This window comes from Streptomyces mayteni (assembly GCF_054783955.1).
In genome coordinates this window covers 93,871-111,806 of sequence record NZ_BAAGPR010000004.1, presented here as the reverse complement: position 1 = coordinate 111,806, position 17,936 = coordinate 93,871, and the positions used below count along the sequence as shown (strand labels likewise).

At 72.8% G+C, this 17,936-nt stretch carries 15 protein-coding genes and 1 riboswitch; of the genes, 8 read left to right on the top strand and 7 right to left on the bottom strand.

Annotated elements, in window-relative coordinates:
• Window positions 1–35: 35 nt before the first annotated feature.
• From ACYVPE_RS03250 to ACYVPE_RS03225, 6 genes are read left to right on the top strand one after another with little or no spacing between them, the layout of a single operon-like run.
• Window positions 36–1,568, top strand: a complete 1,533-nt coding sequence (locus tag ACYVPE_RS03250; protein ID WP_461031819.1) for an ABC transporter substrate-binding protein — start codon at window positions 36–38, stop codon at window positions 1,566–1,568.
• Window positions 1,569–1,587: 19 nt separating this feature from the next.
• Window positions 1,588–2,529 carry an ABC transporter permease gene (locus ACYVPE_RS03245; RefSeq protein WP_461031818.1) on the top strand — a complete coding sequence of 314 codons (942 nt, stop codon included), beginning with the start codon at window positions 1,588–1,590 and terminating at the stop codon, window positions 2,527–2,529.
• Window positions 2,526–4,319: an ATP-binding cassette domain-containing protein gene (locus tag ACYVPE_RS03240; protein ID WP_461031817.1), complete on the top strand. Its 1,794-nt coding sequence runs from the start codon at window positions 2,526–2,528 to the stop codon at window positions 4,317–4,319. Before ACYVPE_RS03245 ends, ACYVPE_RS03240 begins: the two co-directional genes overlap by 4 nt.
• Window positions 4,316–5,158, top strand: a complete 843-nt coding sequence (locus tag ACYVPE_RS03235) for an ATP-binding cassette domain-containing protein (RefSeq protein ID WP_461031816.1) — start codon at window positions 4,316–4,318, stop codon at window positions 5,156–5,158. The genes ACYVPE_RS03240 and ACYVPE_RS03235 overlap by 4 nt, the downstream gene beginning before the upstream one ends.
• A 20-nt stretch (window positions 5,159–5,178) precedes the next feature.
• Window positions 5,179–6,933, top strand: coding sequence for a DUF5605 domain-containing protein (locus ACYVPE_RS03230; RefSeq protein WP_461031815.1), 1,755 nt, complete (start codon window positions 5,179–5,181; stop codon window positions 6,931–6,933).
• 32 nt (window positions 6,934–6,965) lie between these two features.
• Entirely contained in the window at window positions 6,966–9,413 is a 2,448-nt protein-coding gene (locus ACYVPE_RS03225; protein WP_461031814.1) for a beta-glucosidase family protein, read from the top strand.
• Window positions 9,414–9,473: 60 nt separating this feature from the next.
• On the opposite strand, the gene ACYVPE_RS03220 is transcribed toward ACYVPE_RS03225, so the two are convergent.
• The 4 genes from ACYVPE_RS03220 to ACYVPE_RS03205 all read right to left on the bottom strand — a co-directional run bounded on the left by ACYVPE_RS03220 (window position 9,474) and on the right by ACYVPE_RS03205 (window position 11,569).
• Complete coding sequence (locus ACYVPE_RS03220; protein ID WP_461031813.1) at window positions 9,474–9,605, bottom strand: hypothetical protein; 132 nt, start codon at window positions 9,603–9,605, stop codon at window positions 9,474–9,476.
• Window positions 9,595–9,831, bottom strand: coding sequence for a hypothetical protein (locus ACYVPE_RS03215; protein WP_461031812.1), 237 nt, complete (start codon window positions 9,829–9,831; stop codon window positions 9,595–9,597). The genes ACYVPE_RS03220 and ACYVPE_RS03215 overlap by 11 nt, the downstream gene beginning before the upstream one ends.
• A complete protein-coding gene (locus tag ACYVPE_RS03210; protein WP_461031811.1) occupies window positions 9,828–10,256 on the bottom strand; it encodes a hypothetical protein in 429 nt (142 codons plus the stop codon). Before ACYVPE_RS03210 ends, ACYVPE_RS03215 begins: the two co-directional genes overlap by 4 nt.
• A gap of 107 nt (window positions 10,257–10,363) precedes the next feature.
• Window positions 10,364–11,569 (bottom strand): helix-turn-helix domain-containing protein, encoded by a 1,206-nt coding sequence (locus ACYVPE_RS03205; RefSeq protein ID WP_461031810.1) that lies wholly within the window; start codon window positions 11,567–11,569, stop codon window positions 10,364–10,366.
• Between the two features lie 200 nt (window positions 11,570–11,769).
• Here ACYVPE_RS03205 and ACYVPE_RS03200 point away from each other — a divergent pair, with 200 nt between their 5' ends.
• On the top strand, window positions 11,770–12,216 hold the full coding sequence (locus ACYVPE_RS03200; RefSeq protein ID WP_461031886.1) for a PPOX class F420-dependent oxidoreductase: 447 nt from the start codon (window positions 11,770–11,772) through the stop codon (window positions 12,214–12,216).
• Window positions 12,214–12,437: riboswitch (cobalamin riboswitch) on the top strand. Its footprint overlaps the gene before it by 3 nt.
• A gap of 137 nt (window positions 12,438–12,574) precedes the next feature.
• Window positions 12,575–14,887: a 5-methyltetrahydropteroyltriglutamate--homocysteine S-methyltransferase gene (gene metE / locus ACYVPE_RS03195; protein WP_461031809.1), complete on the top strand. Its 2,313-nt coding sequence runs from the start codon at window positions 12,575–12,577 to the stop codon at window positions 14,885–14,887.
• Window positions 14,888–14,936: 49 nt separating this feature from the next.
• Here metE and ACYVPE_RS03190 read toward each other — a convergent pair whose 3' ends face one another.
• The 3 genes from ACYVPE_RS03190 to ACYVPE_RS03180 are packed head-to-tail and all read right to left on the bottom strand — an operon-like array spanning window position 14,937 to window position 17,886.
• Entirely contained in the window at window positions 14,937–15,968 is a 1,032-nt protein-coding gene (locus ACYVPE_RS03190; RefSeq protein ID WP_461031808.1) for an ABC transporter substrate-binding protein, read from the bottom strand.
• Window positions 15,965–16,786: an ABC transporter ATP-binding protein gene (locus tag ACYVPE_RS03185; protein ID WP_461031807.1), complete on the bottom strand. Its 822-nt coding sequence runs from the start codon at window positions 16,784–16,786 to the stop codon at window positions 15,965–15,967. Before ACYVPE_RS03185 ends, ACYVPE_RS03190 begins: the two co-directional genes overlap by 4 nt.
• Entirely contained in the window at window positions 16,786–17,886 is a 1,101-nt protein-coding gene (locus ACYVPE_RS03180) for a FecCD family ABC transporter permease (protein ID WP_461031806.1), read from the bottom strand. The genes ACYVPE_RS03185 and ACYVPE_RS03180 overlap by 1 nt, the downstream gene beginning before the upstream one ends.
• Between the last annotated feature and the right edge of the window lie 50 nt (window positions 17,887–17,936).

The following is a 17,936-nucleotide window of genomic DNA, read 5'->3' as shown; positions in this document are numbered from 1 at the left end:
AATTACGATGACGTAATAAGCCGAGGAGTCACCTTATGCGTTCTTTGCGACGAACGCGCAGCGCGATCGGCATGGTCGCCGCCGTCGGGCTGATGTTGACGGGTTGCGCCGGCTACGTCGGGCAGGGCCGGGGCTCGGCCGACGACCTCGTGCTGGGCAGCACGGTGGTCCCGGCCTCCTTCGACCCCGCCCAGGCCGGGGACGCCAACTACGTGCCCTACTTCCAGGCCGCCTACGACACCCTGCTGCTGCGCGAACCCGACGGAGACCTGGCGCCGATGCTGGCCACGGAGTGGTCGTACGACGACAGCAGGACCGTGCTCTCGATGACGCTCCGGGACGACGTGACGTTCAGCGACGGCGTCGAGTTCGACGCCGAGGTGGCCAAGCAGAACCTGGAGCGCTTCCGGGACGGCACCGGCCCGCTCGGCCACTACCTGGGCCTCCTGGAGGAGGCCAGGGTGGTGGACCCGACCCACATAGAACTGCGCCTGAGCGCGCCCGACCCGTCGCTCCTCGTCCACCTCGGGGACGCGGCCGGGCTGATGGCCTCCCCCGCCGCGTTCGACTCGCAGGACCTGGCCACGGTGCCCGCCGGCTCCGGGCCCTACGTGATGGACACGTCGGCGACGGTCCAGGGGTCCTCGTACGTCTTCACCCGCCGTGACGACTACTGGAACCCGGACCTCCAGCACTACGAGAAGCTGACCTTCGACGTCTTCCCCGACGAGACCGGACTGCTCAACGCCCTGAAGACCGGCCAGATCGACGCGGGCAACCTGAGCAACCGCAACAACGTCAACGAGGCGGAGCGGACCGGTCTTGAGATCGTCAGGCCCGACGTCCACGTGTCCTGGGTCGGCCTGATCATCTTCGACCGCGACGGCTCGGTGATACCGGCCCTCGGCGACGAGCGGGTCCGCCGGGCGATCAACCACGCCTTCGACGGGCCGCGCATCCTCGACGCGCTGTACGACGGGCAGGGCGCCCGCACCCAGCAGATCTTCAGCGAGGCGTCGCCCGCCTACGACCCCGCGCTCAACGACACCTACGACTACGACCCCGAGCTGGCCCGCGAGTTGATGGCCGAGGCCGGCTACGCGGACGGCTTCGACATCACCATGCCGACGAGCGCGTTCTTCGACCAGCCGACGCTCCAGATCATCCGGCAGTCGCTCGCCGAGATCGGCGTCCGCGTCACCTACGAGGACGCCGGCCAGGACCTGATCAGCCGGATGCTCGCCGGCGACTACCCGATGAGCTTCATGTTCCTCGGCGCCCCCGTCGACTGGACGCTCGTCAACTCCTATCTGGCGCCCGAGTCCGCCTGGAACCCGTTCGGCGCCCAGGACCCCGAGCTCAGCGCGCTGATCGACGCCGTGCCCGCGGCCAACGACGCCGAACAGGCCGAGCTCTTCGGCGAGATCAACCGGTACCTGGTGGACAACGCCTGGTTCGCCCCCTGGTTCTGGATCGACGAGACCTACGCGGTCAACGACGGCACGGACGTGGTGCTCCAGACGCAGCAGAACGTGCCCTCCGTCTACAACTACACGCCGTCGGCGTGACCGGGGAGGACGACAACCCATGCTCTCCTACATCGTCAGAAGACTGGCGGCCGGCGTCGTTCTGCTCTTCGTGATCAGCGGGATCGCGTACGCCACCATGTTCCTCTCCGGCGGCGACATCGCCCGCCGGCTGCTCGGCCAGATGGCCACCGAGGACCAGGTGGCGGCGAAGTCGAGCGAACTCGGCCTCGACGAGCCGCTGGTCACCCGGTACCTCGACTGGCTCGGCTCGGCGCTCGGCGGCGACTTCGGCCGCTCCTGGTTCACCGGCGAGCCGGTGGCCCAGGCGCTCGGCACCCGGCTGCCGGTCACCCTCACCCTGGTCATCGGCACCACCCTGGTGGTCGCCATCGTCTCGGTGCTGCTCGGCACGGCGGCCGCGGTGCGGCGCGGCTGGCTCGACCGCACCGTGCAGCTCCTCTCGGTGGCCGGCTACGCGCTGCCCGGCTTCTGGATCGCGCTGCTGCTCGCGCTCGTCGCCGCCGTCGAGCTCGGCTGGTTCCCCGCCACCGGCTACGTGCCGTTCTCGCTCTCGGTCGCCGGCTGGCTCTCCACCATCACGCTGCCGATCGCGGCACTCTCGATCGGCGCGGTCGCCTCGACGACCCAGCAGATCCGCGGCGCCATGATCGACGTGCTGCGCCAGGACTACATCCGCACCCTGCGCAGCCGGGGGCTGCCGCGCCACCGGGTGCTGCTCCGCCACGCACTGCGCAACGCGAGCGGGCCCGGGCTCACCGTGCTCGCCCTGCAGTTCGTCGGGCTGATGGGCGGGGCCGTCTTCGTGGAGCAGATCTTCGCCCTGCCGGGCATCGGGCTGCTCGCGGTCAACGCCACCACCCGGGGCGACATCCCCATGGTGATGGGCGTCGTCGTCGTAACGGTCGTCCTCGTGACCGTCGTCAACCTGCTCATCGACATCGCGGTGGGCTACCTCAACCCGAAGGCGCGGATCCGATGACCATCGAAGCTCCCGCGACCCCCGCCGTCGCCACCGACCGTCCCGTCGAACGACGCGGGCTGACCGCGCGGGTCCTCAGAAACCCCCTGGGCGCCGTGGCCGCGGCCGTGCTGCTGCTCATCGTGCTCAGCGCGGCCCTCGCCTCCCTGCTGACCGCCCACGGCCCGAACGACTCGTCCCTGGCCGACGTCCTCGCGCCGATGTCGGCCGACCATCCGCTCGGCGGCGACAGCGCCGGCCGCGACCTGCTCTCCCGGCTGCTCCACGGCGGCCAGCTCAGCCTGCTCGGCGGGGCGTTCGCGCTGGCCGTCGCGCTGGCCGTCGGCGTGCCCTCCGGGCTGATCGCCGGCTACTACGGCGGCTGGGTCGACGGCGTCTCCGGCTGGCTGACCAACCTGGTGATGGCGCTGCCAGGCGTGATGGTGCTGCTGGCGGTCAGGGCCGCGGTCGGTCCCTCGATCTGGATCTCGATGGGCGTCTTCGGGGTGCTGCTCGCGCCCTCGTTCCACCGCCTGGTGCGGTCCTCCGTGGTGTCGGTGCGCAACGAGCTCTACGTCGACGCGGCGCGGGTCGCCGGCCTCTCCGACCGCCGGATCATCGCGCGGCACGTGCTGCGCGCCGTCCGCGGGCCGATCGTCATCCAGTCCGCCATGGTGGCCAGCCTGGCCATCGCCATCCAGGCCGGCCTCGAGTTCCTGGGGCTCGGCGACCTCACCAGGCCGAGCTGGGGCATGATCCTCAACGAGGGCTTCCAGAACATCTACCGGGCGCCCGGCATCCTGCTCTGGTCGGGGCTGCTGCTCAGCCTCACCAGCGCCTCCCTGGTGCTGCTCGGCAACGCGGTGCGGGACGCCCTCCAGGGCGGGGACCAGGTCGCCACCCCACGGCGGACCGCGCCGGCCCCCGCACCCGCCGCCGAGCCCGCGTCGGAACTCGTGGCGCCGGCCGCGGAGTCCGCGCTGCTCGCGGTCGACCGGCTCTCCGTCGGCTACGGCGACGGCCACGGCGGCTGGCGGCCGGTGCTGCACGGCGTCTCGCTCGACGTGTCCCGCGGCGAGGTGCTCGGCCTGGTCGGCGAGTCGGGGTCAGGCAAGACCCAGACCGCCCTTTCGGTGCTCGGCCTGCTGCCCGAGGGCGGCGCCGTCCTCTCCGGCGCCATCCGGTTCGACGGCGTCGACCTGGCGACCGCGCCCCACCGCACCCGCGAGGCGCTGCTCGGCACCCGGATCGCCTATGTGCCGCAGGAGCCGATGAGCAACCTCGACCCCTCGTTCACCGTCGGCGACCAGCTGGTCGAGCCGCTGCGGACCCGGCTCGGCCTGTCCAGGGCCGCCGCCCGCGACCGCGCGCTCGACCTGCTCGCCAGGGTGGGGATCCCCGACCCGCGCCGCGCGTTCGGCGCCTACCCGCACCAGATATCCGGCGGCATGGCGCAGCGGGTGCTCATCGCCGGCGCCGTGTCGTGCGAGCCCGACCTGCTCATCGCCGACGAGCCCACCACCGCCCTCGACGTCACCGTGCAGGCCGAGATCCTGGACCTGATCCGGGGCCTCCAGCAGGAGCACGAGATGGCGCTGCTCCTCGTGACGCACAACCTCGGCGTGGTCGCGGACGTGTGCGACCGGGTCGCGGTGATGCGCGAGGGGCGGCTCGTCGAGGTGGCGGCCGTCCGGGAGATCTTCGCGAACCCCCGGCACCCCTACACCCGGCAACTCCTCGGCGCCACCCTCGAGGGGGCGCCACCCCGGGCCGCCTACCGGGCGCCCACGACCACGGAGGTCACGGCATGACATCGCCACTGCTCGCCGTCGAGGCTGTGCTCGCCGTCGAAGACCTGGTCGTCGACTTCCCCGTGCGGGGCTGGCGCAGCGCGCCGTTCCGGGCCCTCAAGGGCGTCGGCCTCGACGTGCGGCCGGGCGAGACCGTCGGGCTCGTCGGGGAGTCGGGTTCCGGGAAGACCACGCTGGGCCGGGCCGTGCTGGGGCTCGCCCCCGTCACGTCCGGCACGATCCGCTTCGACGGCCGGGACATCACCCGGGCGGGCCGGGCCGAGCGCCGGGCCCTCGCCTCCGACATCCAGGTCGTCTTCCAGGACCCCTACACGTCGCTCAACCCCTCCATGCGGATCGCCGAGATCCTCGCCGAGCCGCTGAGCGTGCGCGGCGTCTCGGCGCGGGACGCCGCCAGGCGGGTGCGCGAACTGCTGGAGCGGGTCAGGCTGCCGAGCGACGCCGGGGACCGGCTGCCCCGCGAGTTCAGCGGCGGCCAACGGCAACGGATCGCGATCGCCAGGGCGTTGGCGCTCGGGCCCCGGCTGATCGTGTGCGACGAGCCGGTCTCGGCGCTCGACCTCTCCACCCAGGCGCACGTGCTCGACCTGTTCGTCGAGATCCAGGAGAGCACCGGCGTCGCCTACCTGTTCGTGTCGCACGACCTGAGCGTGGTCCGGCACATCAGCCACCGGGTCGCGGTGCTCTACCACGGCGAGATCGTCGAGACCGGTCCCGGCGCCGAGGTCACCTCGGCCCCCACCCACCCCTACACCCAGCGGCTGCTGCTGGCCTCGCCGGTCCCCGACCCGGCCGCCCAGGAGCGGCGCCGGGCCGAGCGGCACCGGCTCTCGGCCTGAGACAGGAGATGCGACAGAGCATGTTCACGCCCACGTCCAAGATCTCGGCCGTGCTGGAGAACGCGGCCGCGCGCGCCGTCCTCGCCAGGTACCTGCCGGGCGTCGTCAACTCGCCGATGCTCGACCAGATCCGGGGGATGCCGGTCGGCGTGGTGGTCGAGCACGACACCGCGGCCACCGCCGATCCCGCCCTGGTCGAGCGGCTCTTCGCGGAGCTGGCCGCCGTCGAGGACCACGGCGCCGGCGACCCGCGCCCCGAGGAGCCGCCGATCGCGCCCGACCCGGCGTACGAGGGCGCCGAGGTGCCGCGCGGCTCCGCCACGGCGCGGCACCCGGCCGGCTGCGCCCAGTGGGACGCGTTCGAGATCGAGATCGACGGGCCGGCGCACGGCAACCCGTTCGTCGACGTCGAGTTGACCGCGACGTTCGCCGACGGGGAGCGCGAACTCCGGGTCGGCGGCTTCTACGACGGCGACGGCACCTACCGGATCCGGTTCATGCCGGACCGCGCCGCGTCCTGGACGTTCACCATCTCGTCCACCGCCCGCTCCCTCGACGGCCTCACCGGCCGCTTCACCAGCGGCCCGGCCGCCCCCGGCCAGCACGGCCCGGTGCGCGTCGACGGGTTCCACTTCGCGCACGCGGACGGCACCCGCCACCTGCCGATCGGCACCACCGCCTACGCGTGGACCCACCAGCCTGAGCGGCTGCGCGCCGCGACCCGCCGCGCCCTGGCGGCCAGCGCCTTCACCAAGGTGCGGATGTGCGTGCTGCCGAAGGCGTACCTCTACAACACGGAGGAGCCCGAGCTCTATCCGTTCCCCGGCTCGGTGGCCGAGGGATGGGACACCACCCGGTTCGACCCGCGGTTCTTCCGCCGGTTCGAGGACGAGGTGCGCGCCCTGCGGGAGTCGGGGATCGAGGCCGACGTCATCCTCTTCCACCCCTATGACCGCTGGGGCTTCGCCGACCTCGGCAGGGCCGCCGACGACCGCTTCGTCCGCTATGTGGTGCGGCGGCTCGCGGCGTTCTCCAACGTGTGGTGGGCGATGGCCAACGAGTACGACCTGGTGCGGAGCAAGACCGAGGACGACTGGGAACGCCTTGCCGCCCTGGTCGGCGCGGAGGACCCGGCGGGACACCTCACCTCGATCCACAACTGCTTCGGCTTCTACGACCACGGCAGGACCTGGGTGACGCACGCCAGCGTCCAGCGCGTCGACGTCTACCGCACCGCCGAGAACACCGACGAGTGGCGGGAGCGGTGGGGCAAGCCCGTGGTGGTCGACGAGTGCGGCTACGAGGGCGACATCGACCAGGGCTGGGGCAACATCACCGGCGAGGAGATGGTGCGGCGGTTCTGGGAGGGCGCGGTCCGCGGCGGGTACGTGGGGCACGGCGAGACGTACCTCAACGACGCCGAGGAGCTGTGGTGGTCGAAGGGCGGCGAGCTCGTCGGCGACAGCCCGGCCCGCATCGCGTTCCTGGCGGACGTCGTCGCCGGGTCGCCCACCGGCGTCCTCGATCCGCTGCCCTCCGAGTGGGACGCCCCGCGCGGCGGCGTCGCCGGCGCCTACGAGCTGATCTACCTCGGCTTCAACCGCCCCCGCTTCCGCAACGTCGTGCTGCCGGCCGGCGGCCGGTTCGCGGTCGACGTGCTCGACACCTGGGGCATGACGGTCGACCGCGTCGCCGACGCGGCGAGCGGCAGCCTGCGCGTCGAGCTGCCCGGCCGGCAGTTCATGGCCGTCCGCGTCACGCGCGTCGGCGACTGACCACGTAACCCGCGATCCTGGAGAGGACCCCCATGCCCACCCCCCTCGACCTCGACTCCCCGGAACTGCGCCGGCTGGTCGCCGAGTTGTCCCTGGAGACCAAGGTCAGGCTGCTGACCGGCCGGGACTTCTGGACGACCTGGCCGGTCGAGGAGATCGGCCTGCGCCGGATCGTGATGTCCGACGGCCCCTCGGGGGTGCGGGGCGAGGTCTGGGACGAGCGGTCGCCCTCGCTCAACCTGCCGTCGGCGACCGCGCTCTCCTCCTCCTGGGACCCGGACATCGCCTACCACTACGGCGCGGTCCTCGCGGCCGAGGCCCGCCGCAAGGGGGTGGACGTGGTCCTCGGCCCGACGATCAACCTGCACCGGTCCCCGCTGGGCGGCCGGCACTTCGAGGCGTTCAGCGAGGACCCGGTCCTCACCGCCGACCTGGCCGCCGCCTTCGTCCGCGGCCTCCAGGACCACGGCGTGGCCGCCACGCCCAAGCACTACGTCGCCAACGACTACGAGACCGAGCGGTTCACGGCGAGCACCGAGGTCTCGGAGCGGGCGCTGCGCGAGCTCTACCTCCTCGCCTTCGAGAAGGCCGTGGTGGAGGCGCGGGCCTGGTCGGTGATGTCGGCGTACAACGCGATCAACGGCGTCACCGCGACCGAACACGAACTGCTGGCCACCCCGCTGAAGTCCGAGTGGGGCTTCGACGGCGTGGTCGTCAGCGACTGGACGGCGGTCCGCTCGCTGGCGTCGGCCGAGGCCGAACAGGACCTGGTCATGCCGGGCCCGAAAGGACCCTGGGGCCCGGCCCTGGTGGCGGCGGTCCGCGACGGGCGGATCGACGAGGCCGTCGTCGACCGCAAGGTGCGGCGCATCCTCCTCCTCGCCGCCCGCGTCGGCGCGCTCGACGGCTTCGAGCCCGCCACGCCGCCGCCGGCGGTGGACGGCGTGGCCTTCGCCCGGCGGGCCGCCGCCGAGGGCACGGTGCTCCTCGCCAACGACGGCGTCCTCCCCCTGGACTCCGCCCGGCTGCGGCGGGTGGCGGTCATCGGCCAGAACGCCCGGCACGCCCGCACCCAGGGCGGCGGCTCGGCGACCGTGCTGCCGGAGCGGGTGGTCAGCCCGCTCGACGGCCTGCGCGCCGCCCTGCCGGACGCGGAACTCACCCACACCCTCGGCGCCGTCGCCCAACACGGGCTGGCCGAGCTGCCGTTGGAGCGGATCGTCAACCCGGCGACCGGCGGGCCCGGCATGCTCGTCCGCTTCCTCGACGCCGCCGGGGCGGAACTCTTCCGCGAGGACCGCCGCTCCACCGCGCTGGTCTACTTCGGCGGCGACGCCCCCGTCGCGACCGCCGCCACCGTCGAACTCACCCTCGGCTGGACCCCCGAGGCCACCGAGACGGTGCGCCTCGGCTTCGCCTCCGTCGGCACCGGACGGATCTCCGTCGACGGCGAACCGCTCCACGAGGGCACCGGCGTCGCCGTCGGGACGGACCTCGGCGCCGCCCTGCTGGCCCCGCCCTCGGTCACCGCCCCGGTCGCCACCGTCGCCGGCACCCCGCTCTCGGTGCGCGTCGCCTTCGACCTGACCTCGCGGGACGCCAGCATGGGCGGCACCTTCGGCATCACCCTCGGCACCGAGCCGGCCGACACCGCCCCCCAGGCACTGATCGCCGAGGCCGCGGGCGCGGCCGCCGAGGCCGACGTCGCCATCGTCGTCGTCGGCACCAACTCCCAGGTCGAGTCGGAGGGCTTCGACCGCGCCGACCTGCTGCTCCCCGGCCGGCAGGACGACCTGGTCCGCGCGGTGGCCGCCACCGGCACCCCCACCGTGGTGGTCGTCAACGCCGGCTCCCCGGTGCTGATGCCGTGGCGGGACGACGTCGCGGCGCTGCTCGTCGGCTACTTCGGCGGCCAGGAGATGGGCAACGCGCTCGCCGACGTCCTCCTCGGCCACGCCGAGCCGGGCGGCCGGCTCCCCACCACCTGGCCGGCCAGCGCCGAGGAGGTGCCGGTCCTCGACACCACCCCCGCCGACGGCGTGCTCCGCTACGACGAGGGCATCCACATCGGCTACCGCGCCTGGCTCAGGGCCGGCACCGAGCCGGCCTTCCCCTTCGGCGCCGGCCTCGGCTACACCAGCTGGCGCCTCGCCGACCCGACCGTCACCCCCGACGCCGAGCACCACACTGTTCGCCTCACCGCGACCAACACCGGCGCCAGGCCCGGCAAGCAGGTCGTCCAGGTCTACCTCGCCCGCCCGGACTCCACCGTCGACCGCCCGGTGCGCTGGCTCGCCGCCCACACCGTCGTCCACGCCGAGGCCGGCGAGACCGTCCCCCTCGCGATCCCGCTCCCCCGCCGCGCCTTCGCCGACTGGCGACCGGACGGCTGGTCCTACGAACCCGGCGCCTACGAGGTGCTGATCGGCACCTCGGTCACCGAACTCCCCCTGCGGGCCGCCGTCCACCTCGACGGCTGATCCTGTGACGGTAGGCCCACTTCCCCGGGCGTTTCGCGTACCTACCGTCGCAGTGTGCGGTCACCCGGTCAGTGCCATCTGGAGCAGCACGGCGCACAGGTAGCCGGCGACCCAGCCGAGGGCGAGCAGGTACCCGACCGTCGCCAGGGGAATGCGGCGTGGTCGGCGGTGACGGGCGCGATCACGGGGCATCGGCCAGCGCCTTCTCGACGGCGGCCAGGACACACGGCTCGCAGACGTACAGGTCGTAGGTCCAGCCCTCGGTGTCGCGGACGGTGCCGAGCCTGAAGTAGCTGCGCGGGAAAAGCACCTCGGCGCACCAGGCGCACACCAGCCCCTGGAGCTGCCACCGGTTCAGCTCGGCGAGGGCGGGTACCGGCAGCGGCACGGCGGCCTCGCCCTCGGCCAGCGCGCTCACCGCGCGGCCGCCTTCCCCGGGCGCCAACAGCAGTCGACCGCGTGGTCGTCGTCAGCCACGATGCCGTGGTTGCAGTAGCCGCAGGTCACCGGCTCACTGTGGCTGACGGGCCCTTCACGGCCCGTCATGACAACGAACCACTCGGGCTCGGCCAGCTCGGGGGCCGGCGCGAGCAACGTCGCCTCCAGCGCCGCACGCAACGCGCCGGCGTCGGTGAGACACCCGCCGCGCGGCGGCACCAGCCAGCACACGACGCCGTGTTCCTGGACCTCCACCACCGGACCAGTGCGTGTGTCCAGCCGACCCAGCACATAGACGGAGGCCAGACTCGGCACCTGCACCACGTCGAACCAACGCCCAGCCGGTAACGTCCGGGCGCCACAACGCGCGGGCCGGATCCAGTCGGGCAGCGATGCGGTCGCCATGATCGGCTCCTGTGACAGTTCATGTGCTGACCGTCACAGCGTTACCGAAGCGGCAAGCCCTGCTGTTCCCCGAACTGGGAACACCAGGGGGTGTCCTCGGAGGGCTCCTACATCCCCACCCACGCCGCCAGCGACGTCAACGTGCCCGGGACCCTTCGGGACCGGCGCACGAGCACGCCCACCGTCTCCCTCATCAGCGGGTGATATCGCGCCTGCTGCGGTGCTGCCTCCCGAGCCTTGAACAGCTCCTTCTGCGCGGCCTCAGCGCGCCCCATCTGTGAGTACGCACGGGCCAGCTCGATGTGATACCGGCCGACTCGCATGCGCGGGTGATCCGCTGGAAACCGCACCTTACGCGCGGACTTCATCGCCTCGCCGAGCTTCCCCAGCTCCACGGCGGTGGCGACCTCGAAGTGCCGCACGCTGGTCAGTCCGAACGACGCCCAGTACACCAGTGGCACATCCCTGCCGACGCGCTCGGCAACCGACCGGGCCTCTTTCATCCGCTCCTTCACGTCCTCGACGTTCTTCGCCTGCGCCGTGGCGATGGCTCCGGCCAGGTGGAGGCTTCCGGACACGGCGAGCGCGGGGACCGAGCCAGGTTCGTCGTGTTGTTCCACCAACTGGTGGGCGCGGTCGAGGACTCGCAGCGCCATCGGGTTGTCGCCGCGACGCAGCAGCATGCTGGAGCGGCGTTGGAGCCGGAGGGCCAGTAGCAGCGGGTCCTGGGCCTGATCACCCATGTAGCCCATGCGTTCGAGGGCGATCGCGGCGAGGTGGTGGAAGCCGAGGCGGTACGCGAACTCGTAGGCCACCCAGTAGCACCACGCGAGCTGGGTGGCGGCGCGGCGTCGCTCCGCTCCCTCCGGCAAACCGCTGATGATGGTGGTGAGTTCGGCAAGCAGGCCGGGCAGTCGCTCGCCGGTCCGGGTGTACTCGGTCGCGCAGGCCGCCTTGCACAGGCCGTCGACTTCCGCGGCGACCTGCGGCAGCGGGCGCGGTTGAATGCTGAGATCGGGGCCGAGGTCGTACATGTCGAGGGAGTAGGCGAGTGGCGCGATCATGCGGTCGAGTTGGTCTTGCCGCATCTCCTCGACGTAGGGCTGGCCGTTGAGCACGGCAACATCTACTTCGAGCGCGCGGGCGATAGCGGCTACGACACCGGGAGTCGCGGGCGAGAGGCCGGCCTCAATCTTCGCGATCGTGCTTCGGGCGACGAACGCCCGTTGAGCCAAGCCCACTTGCGTGAGATGACGTAGCTTCCGGTAGTCGGCGATCCGCGCGCCGGTGTGATCGTCGGCAGCATGTGGCATGCTGAACTCCGTTCTGAACTTAGGCATTCAGGACGGTACCCCCGTCAGCTTGGGGGGGAACAGCGAACGGCCTCGTCAAGACGCTTGGCGGAGCCGTCGTGCTGTGCAGCTTTCACCAACCGGACTCGACGGTGGTGTTGGTATGGGATAGGGGGCGCCGTGGCGTTTCGTGATGATCCCGACGGTGACCAGTTTTCGCGCTGCGCACGTTTCGTCGAGATGGCTCCGCGACGTCGACGCCGGTGTGGCTGGCACCTGCTGGCCGCCATTGGTACGGGTACACGCCCGTTCGCTCGTGGAAGGTTGGACGGATCCGTCGCAATCCTCGGGTCGAGATCGCACCTTCGACGTTCGATGGAACGCCGATGGGACCGTGGCGGCCCGGGGTGGCACGGGTGCTGTCCGGGGGTGAGTTGCGCACCGCCAAGCGGGCGATGACCGCAAAATACGGCAATAAGTTTCGCGTGCTCGTGATCACCACTCTGTTCGGCAGTCCTAGGAAGCACGGCGGACGGGCGGTAGGGCTGGAGAACAGTCTCGACGAGGGTGGCACGGCCGGCGTTGAGTTCGGGCCGCCCGATAAGCGAGGGCGTGGGCGTCTTCCGGATGACGGACGGGGCGCGGCGGAGGGCCGGCCGGCACCGTAGGCTGTTCCCGCAGCTGGTTCGCCCCGTCCGCCAGGCGGGAGGCGTCGCAAGAGGGAACCCGGTGGGAATCCGGGACTGCCCCGCAGCGGTGAGTGGGAACGACCGCCGTCATACGCACTGGGCCCGACGAACGGGGCCTGGGAAGCGACGGCCAGTAGGTGTCCTCCGGTCAGGAGGGCGGGCCCGCGAGTCCGAAGACCTGCCAACTGCCCGCACACGGACCACCCGTGCGCGGACATCCCGGTGACCCCGAGGGCGGGTCGGCGTAGACACGGGGCGTGCCGTCCCGTCTCTCACCCCTTCGCGTTCTCGTCCCGTCGCCGGGATCTCAGGGATTCGTCTCGCGAAGGAGATCTCCATGAGTAGCAAGCACGCGGCAGCACGGGCCACCGTGTACGGCTACCCCCGCCAGGGACAGGGCCGGGAGTTGAAGAAGGCGATCGAGGGCTACTGGCAGGGCCGCGTCACCGCCGACGCCCTCCTGGCCACCGCCGCCGAACTGCGCCGCGCCAACTGGCGGCAGCTGGCCGAGGCCGGCGTCGACGAGGTACCGACCGGCGACTTCTCGTTCTACGACCACGTCCTGGACACCTCCGTCATGGTCGGCGCCATCCCCGACCGGCACCGCGAAGCCGTCGCCGCCGACCAGCTGGACGGGTACTTCGCCATGGCGCGCGGCACCCAGGACGTCGCGCCGCTGGAGATGACCAAGTGGTTCGACACCAACTACCACTATCTGGTGCCCGAGTTGGGCCCGGACACAGTGTTCGCCGCCGACTCCGCCAAGCAGGTGGGCGAGCTCGGGGAGGCCCTGGCCCTCGGTCTGACGGCCCGCCCCGTGCTCGTCGGCCCCGTCACCTACCTGCTGCTCGCCAAGCCGGCGCCCGGCGCGCCGGCGGACTTCGAGCCGCTGGCGCTGCTCGACCGCCTGCTGCCGGTGTACGCCGAGGTGTTGGCCGACCTGCGGGCGGCCGGCGCGGAGTGGGTGCAGCTCGACGAGCCGGCGCTGGTCCAGGACCGCACCCCGGACGAACTGGCCGCGGCGGCCCGCGCCTACCGCGCGCTCGGCACCCTGGCCGACCGGCCCAGGGTGCTGGTCGCCTCCTACTTCGACCGGCTCGGCGACGCCCTGCCGGTGCTGGCCAAGGCACCGGTCGACGGGCTCGCCCTGGACTTCACCGGCGCCGCCGCGGCCAACCTGGAAGCGCTGGCGGCCGCCGGCGGGCTGCCCGGCAGGCGGCTGGTCGCGGGAGTGGTCGACGGCCGCAACATCTGGATCAACGACCTGGCGAAGTCGCTCACCACCCTCGGCACCCTGCTCGGCCTGGCCGACCGGGTCGACGTCGCCGCCTCCTGCTCCCTCCTCCACGTCCCGCTGGACGCGGCGGCCGAGCGGGACATCGCCCCGGGGATCGTGCGGTGGCTGGCCTTCGCCCGGCAGAAGTCCGCCGAGGTCGTCACCCTCGCCAGGGGCCTGGCCCACGGCACCGACACCATCGCGGCCGAACTCGCCGCCAACCGCGCCGATCTGGCGTCCAGGGCCGGCTCCCCCATCACCCACGACCCGGCCGTCCGGGCCCGCGCCGGCGCGGTGACCGAGGCCGACGCGCGCCGCCCCGAGCCCTATCCGGAGCGGGCCGCCGCCCAGCGCGCCCACCTCGGCCTGCCGCTGCTGCCGACCACGACCATCGGCTCCTTCCCGCAGACCGGCGAACTGCGCGCGGCCCGCGCCGACCTGCGCGCCGGCCACCTCGACACCGCCGGCTACGAGGAGCGCATCGAGGCCGAGATCCGGGAGGTGGTCTCCTTCCAGGAGCGGGCCGGTCTCGACGTGCTGGTGCACGGCGAAGCCGAACGCAACGACATGGTGCAGTACTTCGCCGAGCGGCTCACCGGCTACCTCGCCACCCGGCACGGCTGGGTGCAGTCGTACGGCACCCGCTACGTCCGGCCGCCGATCCTGGCCGGCGACATCTCCCGCCCCGAGCCGATGACGGTGCGCTGGACGACGTTCGCCCAGTCCCTCACCGAGCGGCCGGTGAAGGGCATGCTCACCGGGCCCGTGACCATGCTCGCCTGGTCGTTCGTCCGCGACGACCAGCCACTCGGCGACACCGCGCGCCAGGTGGCGCTCGCGCTGCGCGACGAGGTGACCGACCTGGAGGCGGCGGGCACCTCGGTGATCCAGGTGGACGAGCCGGCGCTGCGCGAGACGCTCCCGCTGCGGGCCGCCGACCGGGCCGGGTACCTGGCGTGGGCCACGGAGGCGTTCCGGCTCACCACCGGCGGCGTGCGTCCCGACACCCAGATCCACACCCACATGTGCTACGCCGAGTTCGGCGACGTCGTCCAGGCCATCGACGACCTCGACGCCGACGTGATCAGCCTGGAGGCCGCCCGCTCGCACATGCAGGTCGCCAGGGAGCTCGCCGCGCACGGCTACCCGCGCGAGGCGGGCCCCGGCGTCTACGACATCCACTCGCCGCGGGTGCCGAGCGCCCGGGAGGCGGCCGACCTGCTGCGCACCGGGCTGCGGGCCATCCCGGCCGAGCGGCTCTGGGTGAACCCGGACTGCGGCCTGAAGACCCGCGGTTGGGCGGAGACCCGCGCCTCCCTGGCGAACCTGGTGTCGGCGGCGCGCACCGTGCGCGGTGAGCTGTCCGCGTCCTGATCCGCCGGTCGGTCCTGGGCGGGGCGCGTCGCGTCCCGCCCCGGGACGGCTACTCGAGGCCGAGGTCGGCGGTGCGCAGGTACTCGCCGAAGCCCTCGGCGCCGTCCACGATCCGGGGGCCGCTGATCGCCTCGTTGTAGTCGAGGACGTAGAAGTTGTCCTCGCGGACCGCGGGCAGTTCCGAGGTGACGGGGGAGGTACGCAGGAACTCGATCTTCTCCTCGACGGGCTGGTCCTGGTAGTCGAGGACCACGATCACCTCCGGCTCGGCCTCGACCACCGCCTCCCAACCGACCGTGGTCCAGCGGTCCCTGAGGTCGGCGAAGACGTTCTCGCCGCCCGCGGTCTCGATGATCTCGTGGGGTGGGGCCTGGTTGCCCGAGGTGAACGGCTGGTCGGTGCCCGAGTCGTAGACGAAGACCCGGGGCCGCCGGCCGTCGGGCGCCTGGTCCGCCACGGCGGCGACCCGCTCGCGCAGCCCGGCGACGACCTCGGCCGCCCGGTCCTCGACACCGAAGATCCGGCCGAGCAGTTCCAGGTCGTGGTAGAGGCCCTCGAAGGGGGTGAACTCCGCAGGGTGGCCCGGGTAGTTGTAGCAAGTCTCGCTGTGCATGAAGCTCTGGACGCCAAGGCCGTCGAGGATCTCGGGGGTGATGCCGCGCTCCTCGCTGAACCCGGACCGCCAGCCGGCGACCACGAGGTCGGCCCGGGCGTCCACCACGAGTTCGCGGTTGAGCAGGTCGTCGCTGAGCATCTCGACGCGGGCGTACTCGTCGGCCCACGGCGACTCCTCGACCGGCGGGTTGGCCGGCGGCATGACGTAGCCGAGTACGTGCTCGGTCAGGCCGAGCGCGAACATCTTGTCCGCGCTGCCGCCCTCGTAGACGACGGCCCGCTCAGGGCGCCGGTACGCGACGTCCTCGCCGCAGCGCTCCACGGTCACGGTCTCGGCCGCCCCGGCGGAGCCGGCGCCCGCGCCCTCGTCGGCCGGCTCGACCTCGGCACCGCAGGCGGGCAACAGCAGGGTCGAGGCGGCGAGGGCCGTGACGGCGAGCCGGCCGCGTCGGATACGGGTGGTCATGGTCGTCCTTCCGGGGGGTGTTCGAGGGAGTAGAGGAGTTGGGGGGCGCCGGTCAGCGGGTGCGGGACGACGGTGGCGTCGACGCCGAACACCTCGCGGACCAGCTCGGGGGTGAGCACCTCGCGCGGCGTGCCGGCGGCGACGAGGGTGCCGCCGGCGAGGACGCCGATCCGGTCGCAGACGGCGGCGGCCAGGTTGAGGTCGTGCAGCACCACGAGCACCGTGGTCCCGGTGCGGCGCAGCAGCGAGAGGAGCCGTACCTGGTGGCGGATGTCGAGGTGGTTGGTGGGCTCGTCGAGGACCAGGACGGCGGGCTCCTGCACCAGGGCGCGGGCGGCCAGCACGCGTTGGCGTTCCCCGCCGGAGAGGGTGAGCACGCCGCGGTCGGCCAGGTGGAGGACGTCGAGGTCGGCCATGGCCCGGCGGCAGAGCTCGCGCTCGCGGGCGCCGAGCGCCTGGTTGCCGCGCAGGTGCGGGGTGCGGCCGAGGGCGACGATCTCCCAGGCGGTGAAGTCGAGTTCGGAGCCGTTCTCCTGGGTAAGGGCCGCGACGGACCTGGCGCTCTCGCGGCGGGGCAGCGCCAGCAGGTCGCGGTCGTCGAGCCGGACGGCGCCGCGGGTGGGGGCGAGCGCCCGGTAGACGCAGCGGAGGGCGGTGGACTTGCCGCTGCCGTTGGGGCCGACCAGGCCGGTGACCCGCCCGGCGCCGGCCTCCAGGGACAGGTCACGCACCAGCTCCCGGCCGTCGATGGCGACGTGCAGGCCGTCGAGCCGCAGGCGCGCCGGCGCAGGCGCCGGTCGGGGCGGGGAGTCGGTCATCAGCGGCCTCCGAACAGGTAGCCGCGGCCCCGCATGAGCGCGACGAAGACGGGCACGCCGACGAGCGCGGTGACGACGCCGAGCGGCAGTTCCCGGGGCGCGGCGAGCGTCCTGGCCACCAGGTCGGCCCAGACGACGAACACCGCGCCGAGGAGCGGCGCGAGCACCAGGACCCGGGCGTGCCTGGCGCCGACGAGGATCCGGACCAGGTGCGGCATGACCAGGCCGACGAAGCCGATCGCCCCGCTGACCGCGACCATCGCGCCGGTCATCAGGGCGGTGAGCACGAACAGCGCCCGGCGCACCGCCGCGAGGTCCACGCCCAGGCTGGCGGCGGTCTCGTCGCCGAGCGCCATGGCGTCGAGCGCGCGGGCGAAGCGGTGCAGCGCGAGGGTGCCGAGGAGGACGATCGCCGCGACCAGCGGCAGCGAGCCCCAGGTGGCGGCGCCGAAGCCGCCGAAGGTCCAGAAGAGCACGGTGTGGGTGGCCTCGCCGTCGGGCACCAGGTAGACCAGCACGCTCATCACGGCCTGGAAGCCGTAGGCGAGGGCGATCCCGGTGAGCACCAGCCGCAGCGGGGTCAGTCCCGCACGGCTGAGGGCGGCGGCGTAGACGAGGGCGGCGGCGCCCAGCGCGCCGGCGAAGGCGCCGGCGGAGAGGGCGTAGACGCCGAGCGAGGAGAAGACGCCGAAGACGGTGACGGAGACGGCGCCGACCGAGGCTCCCGAGGAGACGCCGAGCACGAACGGGTCGGCCAACGCGTTGCGCACCAGCGCCTGGACGGCGACGCCGACCACGCTCAGCCCGGCGCCCACGGTGGCCGCGAGCAGCACGCGCGGCGTGCGGACCTGCCAGATGATCTGGTACCTGGTCAGCTCGTCGGCCGGGATGGTGCCGCCGGTCAGGGCCGCCCACAGGTAGCGGGCGGTGTCGTCGGGCGGGACGACGGCGGAACCGAGCCCGATGGCGAGCACGGTCGAGGCGAGCAGGGCCGCCAGCAGGACGAGGACGGGAAGAAGGAGACCGCGGCCGGCCGCCGGAGCTCCAGGGCTGTCGGGAGGTGCGCCGACGGAGGGTGGCGAACTGCTAATGGAAACCATTTGCAAGTAGCCTGACAGCGCGTCGCCGACTCCGTCAATGGCCGGATGAT

Excerpts from the sequence above, each read along its gene's own strand:
- ACYVPE_RS03250 (WP_461031819.1), top strand. The coding sequence starts at position 36 with ATGCGTTCTTTGCGACGAACGCGCAGCGCGATCGGCATGGTCGCCGCC.
- ACYVPE_RS03245 (WP_461031818.1), top strand. The coding sequence starts at position 1,588 with ATGCTCTCCTACATCGTCAGAAGACTGGCGGCCGGCGTCGTTCTGCTC.
- ACYVPE_RS03240 (WP_461031817.1), top strand. The coding sequence starts at position 2,526 with ATGACCATCGAAGCTCCCGCGACCCCCGCCGTCGCCACCGACCGTCCC.
- ACYVPE_RS03235 (WP_461031816.1), top strand. The coding sequence starts at position 4,316 with ATGACATCGCCACTGCTCGCCGTCGAGGCTGTGCTCGCCGTCGAAGAC.
- ACYVPE_RS03230 (WP_461031815.1), top strand. The coding sequence starts at position 5,179 with ATGTTCACGCCCACGTCCAAGATCTCGGCCGTGCTGGAGAACGCGGCC.
- ACYVPE_RS03225 (WP_461031814.1), top strand. The coding sequence starts at position 6,966 with ATGCCCACCCCCCTCGACCTCGACTCCCCGGAACTGCGCCGGCTGGTC.
- ACYVPE_RS03220 (WP_461031813.1), bottom strand. The coding sequence starts at position 9,605 with ATGCCCCGTGATCGCGCCCGTCACCGCCGACCACGCCGCATTCCCCTG.
- ACYVPE_RS03210 (WP_461031811.1), bottom strand. The coding sequence starts at position 10,256 with ATGGCGACCGCATCGCTGCCCGACTGGATCCGGCCCGCGCGTTGTGGC.
- ACYVPE_RS03205 (WP_461031810.1), bottom strand. The coding sequence starts at position 11,569 with ATGCCACATGCTGCCGACGATCACACCGGCGCGCGGATCGCCGACTAC.
- metE (WP_461031809.1), top strand. The coding sequence starts at position 12,575 with ATGAGTAGCAAGCACGCGGCAGCACGGGCCACCGTGTACGGCTACCCC.
- ACYVPE_RS03190 (WP_461031808.1), bottom strand. The coding sequence starts at position 15,968 with ATGACCACCCGTATCCGACGCGGCCGGCTCGCCGTCACGGCCCTCGCC.
- ACYVPE_RS03185 (WP_461031807.1), bottom strand. The coding sequence starts at position 16,786 with ATGACCGACTCCCCGCCCCGACCGGCGCCTGCGCCGGCGCGCCTGCGG.
- ACYVPE_RS03180 (WP_461031806.1), bottom strand. The coding sequence starts at position 17,886 with ATGGTTTCCATTAGCAGTTCGCCACCCTCCGTCGGCGCACCTCCCGAC.